5 protein-coding genes are annotated in these 5679 nt (G+C 75.1%); 1 reads left to right on the forward strand and 4 read right to left on the reverse strand.

Going from position 1 to position 5679, the window contains the following annotated elements:
- The 3 genes from G5C62_RS25220 to G5C62_RS25230 form a co-directional block, all read right to left on the reverse strand.
- Nucleotides 1–548, reverse strand: a 548-nt coding sequence (locus G5C62_RS25220; RefSeq protein ID WP_164703175.1) for a sugar phosphate nucleotidyltransferase, incomplete at its 3' end; no start/stop codon positions are given.
- Between the two features lie 25 nt (nucleotides 549–573).
- Entirely contained in the window at nucleotides 574–1488 is a 915-nt protein-coding gene (locus tag G5C62_RS25225; RefSeq protein WP_164703176.1) for a glycosyltransferase family 2 protein, read from the reverse strand.
- A complete protein-coding gene (locus tag G5C62_RS25230; protein ID WP_036333819.1) occupies nucleotides 1485–2585 on the reverse strand; it encodes a glycosyltransferase family 1 protein in 1101 nt (366 codons plus the stop codon). Before G5C62_RS25230 ends, G5C62_RS25225 begins: the two co-directional genes overlap by 4 nt.
- A gap of 105 nt (nucleotides 2586–2690) precedes the next feature.
- Here G5C62_RS25230 and rfbA point away from each other — a divergent pair, with 105 nt between their 5' ends.
- A complete protein-coding gene (gene rfbA / locus G5C62_RS25235) occupies nucleotides 2691–3566 on the forward strand; it encodes a glucose-1-phosphate thymidylyltransferase RfbA (protein ID WP_036333817.1) in 876 nt (291 codons plus the stop codon).
- Between the two features lie 87 nt (nucleotides 3567–3653).
- On the opposite strand, the gene G5C62_RS25240 is transcribed toward rfbA, so the two are convergent.
- Complete coding sequence (locus G5C62_RS25240) at nucleotides 3654–5489, reverse strand: DUF6077 domain-containing protein (RefSeq protein WP_164703177.1); 1836 nt, start codon at nucleotides 5487–5489, stop codon at nucleotides 3654–3656.
- Between the last annotated feature and the right edge of the window lie 190 nt (nucleotides 5490–5679).

Below are 5679 nucleotides of genomic sequence, written 5' to 3' on the forward strand. Positions count from 1 at the left end.
CGGTCCGGCTTCTCCCGGAACGAGGCGGCCTCGCTCGCGCCGGCCACCTCGGTCGCCGCGCCCTTCTGCACGTACCCGAAGCCGGTGGCCGGCGACGTCGGGGTGACGCCCAGGGTCACCAGCGCCCGCGGCCGGACGGCGAGCAGGTCGTAGGCGGTGCGCAGCGCGTCGGCGAACCGCTCGACCGGCCGGATCACGTGGTCGGCGCTGACCACGGCCAGCTCGGCGTCCGGGTCGACGTCGGCGACGAGCGCCGCGGCCAGCCCGACGGCGTTGGCGGTGTCCCGGGCGACCGGCTCCAGCACCAGCCGGTCGGCGCGCAGCTCGGGCAGCGCAGCCCGGACCTGGTCGCCGTACCGGGCGGCGGTGCAGACCCATATCTGCTCGGTGGGCAGCACGGCCTGCAGCCGGGTGAACGCCTCGGCGAGCAGGCTGTGGGCCCCGGCGCCGTCGGCGACGACGTCGAGGAGCTGCTTGGGCCGGGCGGCCCGGGACAGCGGCCACAGCCGCGTGCCGGACCCGCCGGCCATGATCACCGCGTGCTGCACTGCTGACTCCAGTCCGTCGGGGAGGTCATCGTCTGCGCCACCGGCGGCGACCGGGCAGCTGCTCGGCGCGCTGCTGCGGCTGCGCGCCCGCACCGACCCGCGCACTGACGTAGGACGTCAGCATCCGGGCGCCGAGACCGCCGCGCAGCACCCAGCGCAGCGGCGCGTGCCGCCGGCGGGGGTACTGGCCGGACAGGTAGCGCAGGGCGCTGGTGTGGTGCACCCGCTGCATCCGGTGCGGCTCCCGGCGGGTGGCGTGGCCGCCCTCGTGCACCACCACCGCGGTGGGCACGTAGACGTGCAGGTAGCCGCGCCGGCCGAGCCGCTCGGCCAGGTCGACGTCCTCGAAGTACATGAAGTAGCCCGGGTCGAAACCGCCGACCGAGTGGAACGCCTCCAGGTCGACCAGCAGGCAGGACCCGGACAGCCAGCCCGCGGGGCGCTCCCGGGGCGCCTCCCGTTCGCGTCGGTAGCGGGCGGTCCACGGGTTGCTGGGCCATGCCCAGCCCAGCAGGGCGTGACCGATCCCGGTCGAGAGCGAGGGCAGGTCCCGCGCCGAGGGGTACAGCGCCCCCTCCGGCGTGTGGATCGCCGGCCCCAGGGTCGCGGCCCGGGGCCAGCGGGCCGCCGCGGCGAGCAGCTCGTCGACGGCGCCGTCCTCGAACCGGACGTCGGGGTTGACCACCACCGCCCAGCCGGTGAGCAGGTCGGCCAACCCGGCGTTCGCGGCCGGGCCGTACCCGACGTTCCCGCCGATCGGCAGGAGCCGGACGTCGTCCGCACCGGCCGCGACCCGCTCGGGCCAGCCGTCGGTCGAGCCGTTGTCGGCGAGGACGACGTCCAGCGGTCGGGTCGTCGCCCGCCGCAGGCTGCTGAGGAGGCCCTCGATCGCCTCACCGGGCGAGTAGGTGACGGCGACGACGCGCAGCGGGCCGGTCACGCCGCGGCCGCCGCGGCGTAGGCAGTGAGGTGCGCCCGGGCACAGGCACGCCAGTCGAACGACGCCGCGCGGGCCCGGCCGGCGGCAGCCAGCTCGGCCCGGCGGACGGGGTCGGCCAGGAGGTCCCGGAGCGCCACGGTGATCGCCGGTGCGTCGGGCTCGGTGTAGGCCACGGCGTCGCCGCCGACCTCGGGGAGGGACAGCAGCCGGGTGGTCAGCACCGGCGCACCGGAGGCCATCGCCTCCAGCACCGGCAGGCCGAACCCCTCGCCCAGGCTGGGATAGGCGACCACCGTCGCCTCACCCAGGAAGCCGGCGAGCATCTCCAGCGGCAGGTAGCCCGGGCGCAGCAGCCGGTGCGTGTCCGGCACCTCGGCGGCCGCCCGGTCCACCTCCGCATCCCATCCCCGGCCCCCGGCCAGGACCAGGGCGGGCGGGTCGGTCAGCGCGCTCCACGCCCGGATGAGCGCCGGCACGTTCTTGCGCGGTTCCAGCGTGCCGAGGAAACCGACGTAGGGGCCGGGGAGGCCGAGGTGCTCCCGCACCGCCGCGCGTTCGGCGTCCGAGGGGACGTGGAACCGGGCAGCGTCCACCCCGAGGTGGGCGACGTCGACCCGGGCGGGGTCGGCACCGGCCACCCGCACCAGCTCCTGGCGCGTGGCGGCCGACGGCGTGATGCACCGGGCAGCCCGGGTCAGGGACACCCGGGTCCAGGTGGTGAAGAACCGGCGCTTGACCGCCAGGTGCAGCTCCGGGTGGGTGAAGAAGGTGGCGTCGTGCAGCGTCGTCACGACGGGCAGCCCTCCGGCCAGGGGCATCGTGTAGTGCGGGCAGTGCAGCACGTCGGCGCGGGCCCGCCGGGCCAGCAGCGGCAGGCCGACCTGCTCCCAGGCCAGCCGGGCCGGCCGCCGGCCGATCCCGGCGGGCGCGGCCAACAGCTCGACGCCGGGGAGCAGCCGCTGGTAGTGGGCGACGTCGTGCGCCTGACAGACGACGACCAGGTCCGCACCCTCGGTCTGCAGCGCCGGCAGCAGCTCGTCGACGTAGCGGCCCACCCCACCCCGGTCGGCGGGTACGGCGGTGGCGTCGACGAGCACGCGAGGTCGGTTGCTCAGGAGTGACTCCGGGGGCGGTCGAGGCGGGTGGGGGCTGTTCGAGACTACGAGAGGGCCGCTGCCGGACGTCGCCGATACGCTGACCCGATGCGAGGCATCATCCTGGCGGGCGGAAGTGGCACCCGGCTCTACCCGATCACCAAGGCCATCAGCAAGCAGCTGATGCCCATCTACGACAAGCCGATGATCTACTACCCCTTGTCGTTGCTGATGAACGCCGGGATCCGTGAGGTCCTGATCATCACCACCCCCGACGACCAGGCGCAGTTCCAGCGGCTGCTCGGCGACGGTTCCGACGTCGGCATCGAGATCAGCTACGCCGTCCAGCCGAAGCCCGAGGGGCTGGCCCAGGCCTTCGTCATCGGCGCGGAGTTCATCGGCGACCAGCCGGTGGCGCTCGTGCTCGGCGACAACATCTTCTACGGCACCGGCCTGGGCAAGAACCTCCGGGCCAACACCGACCCCATCGGTGGCCGCGTCTTCGCCTATCACGTGGCCAACCCCCGCGACTACGGCGTCGTGGAGTTCGACGCCGACGGCCGGGTCATCTCCATCGAGGAGAAGCCGGCCGTGCCCAAGAGCAACTACGCGGTGCCCGGCCTCTACTTCTACGACAACCGGGTCGTCGAGATCGCCTCGAAGATCACGCCCAGCGAGCGAGGCGAGCTGGAGATCACCGCGATCAACGACGAGTACCTGCGCCGCGGCGAGCTCACCGTTACCGTGCTGGAGCGTGGCACCGCGTGGCTGGACACCGGCACGCACGTCTCGATGATGCAGGCCTCGGAGTTCGTCCGGGTGGTCGAGGACCGGCAGGGCTGGAAGATCGGCTGCATCGAGGAGATCGCCTGGCGGCGGGGCTACATCGACGCCGGGCAGCTCGAGGCGCTCGCCAAGCCCCTGCAGAAGAGCGGCTACGGCGACTACCTCCTCAACCTCCTGGCCGAGCCCGGACTGGACTGAGGACGAGGTCCTCCCCGTCGACCCACCTCGGCCTCCGGCTCCGCAGGCCGAGGTGGGGACGGCGAGGGGCGCGGTCACGCGCCCCGGTCAGGCGGCCCGCACCCGGCAGACGAGGTCGTCGGTCCCGGTGTAGCCGACCTCCATGCCCTGCCCCTCGAGGACGGTCGCCAGTTCGACGAGTCCGGTGCGGTGGCACACCACGCCCACGTCCAACGTCGTCAGTGCCTCGGGAGCGCGCGCCAGGTCGGCGGGGTCCGTGCCTCCCTCGACCAGCCGCTGGAGCAGCAGACGCGTGGCGACCTGAGCTCCGGGCCGATCCGCGTACACCTCGAGGTACTCCCGGCGGGAGCTGACCGGACGGGCGTCGGGCTGGACCACCCCGAGCGCTGCGACCACGTCGACCGGCGCCAGCACACGCTCGCCGGACGCCTCGGCCGCCGCCCACCGCGCCGCGGCCAGCGGACCGGCCGGGAGCTCCCACGTGCCCGGCGCGGCGACGGTCGCCCCGTTCAGCGGGCTCCACAACGGGAGTCCTCCCACCAGCAGCGCGGCTGCCGCGCCCACGGCGACCACACCGCCCTTCACCAGGCCGGGCACCCCGCCGAGCAACGCGACGAGGGCCGGCACGGGGACGATCCAGGTCAGCCGCCACGCGATGGCATCGGTCCCCATCACCGTCCCGGCCAGGTCGTAGAGCGCCGGCACCGCGATGAGCAGGCCGGCGGCGACCGCCGCCAGCGCCGTCCAGCGAGCCCCGGGGGCGCAGGTCGCCCAGCGCTCCGGCAGGAGGCAGCCGGCAACGACGACGACGGCCGCCGCGAGGGCCACGACGGCCGGGAGACCGGTACCGAGCACCTTCTCCCAGGGGTCCTCACCGGCGGCGTTCGGGACGAAACCGCCCCGCCCGGTGCCCCCGGCGACGAGCATCACCACACCGGCGGCCAGTGCTGGGCCGGCGCCGATCGCCAGGAGCAGACCGACGTCGGCCCACCGGCGACGCAGTGCGCCGGGCACGCTGCCGGCCAGGACGACCCCGGGGACCACGAAGACGGCAGCCGGGGTGAGGCCGACGGCCGCCACGGACGCCAGCCCCACCACCGCGATCGCGGCCCGGCGCTCCCGCCCGGCCCTCGCGGCCCACAGCCAGGCGCACGCCGCGTAGAGCAACGGGACGACGATGGCGAGGAACAGGACCTTGCCCTGCCACATGCGGGCCAGGTGCAGGTTCCCCCACGACGCGTGCGTCGCACCCCCGAGCACGATGAAGAGGGTGGCGAGGAGCAGCCCGACCGCGGGGCGACGGACCCGCCACGCCCGGAGCAGCATCCAGAGCGCCCAGACCGCGCCCGCCGTGGCCAGCGGGGGCAGGAGGACGTAGGCCACGTCGCCCACGCTGAGACCGGTCACCCGGGAGACCCAGCCCAGGAGCGCCTCGATGGACGGGAGGTAGGGGGTCTGGGCCGGCAGTCCGGGCCACTGGCCACCGGAGAAGATGACGTCCCCGACCCGGACGTCGCCGTGCGCGGCGATCCACGTGGTGCGGACGACGTACGACGCGTCGTCCAGGTCAGGCCGGACGATGACGGCCGCGAGGCCCGCCAGGAGCGCCGACACCGCCAGCGGCACCCACGGCCCGGCCACCGGGGAGGCCGCGAGGGTGGGGGCCAGCGACCGCCGGACGGCGATCACGACCACCGGCACGAGGGCGACCCACCCCCAGAAGGCCCAGGCCGCCGGGATCGCACCGGCCAGGGCCAGGAGGTAGGCAGCGGTCCAGGCGGCGAAGAGGGCCAGCCCGGCCAGGACCGCGAGGTCGAGCGTGCGGGTGACCCGGCTCGCCGGACCGCCGGCTGCGAGACGCCCGGAGCCGGCCACGGCAGACGAGTCCGTGGCGGCGCGTTCCCGGACGGCGGAGTACGGCACGCGCGACGCTAACCCGCCGGCCACCGGCTCCCCGGCACGGTGCTGGCGAGTTGTCGACCGCCGCTGCACAGGCTCGCCACCCTCGAGCCACGCAAGGGGCTCGACGTGCTGCTGGCGGCGCTGGCCCTCCCCGGCGCCCCCGATCTGCCGCTCCTGGTCGCCGGCCAGGCCGGATGGGGCGGCGTCGACC

This window comes from Modestobacter sp. KNN46-3 (genome assembly GCF_011039295.1).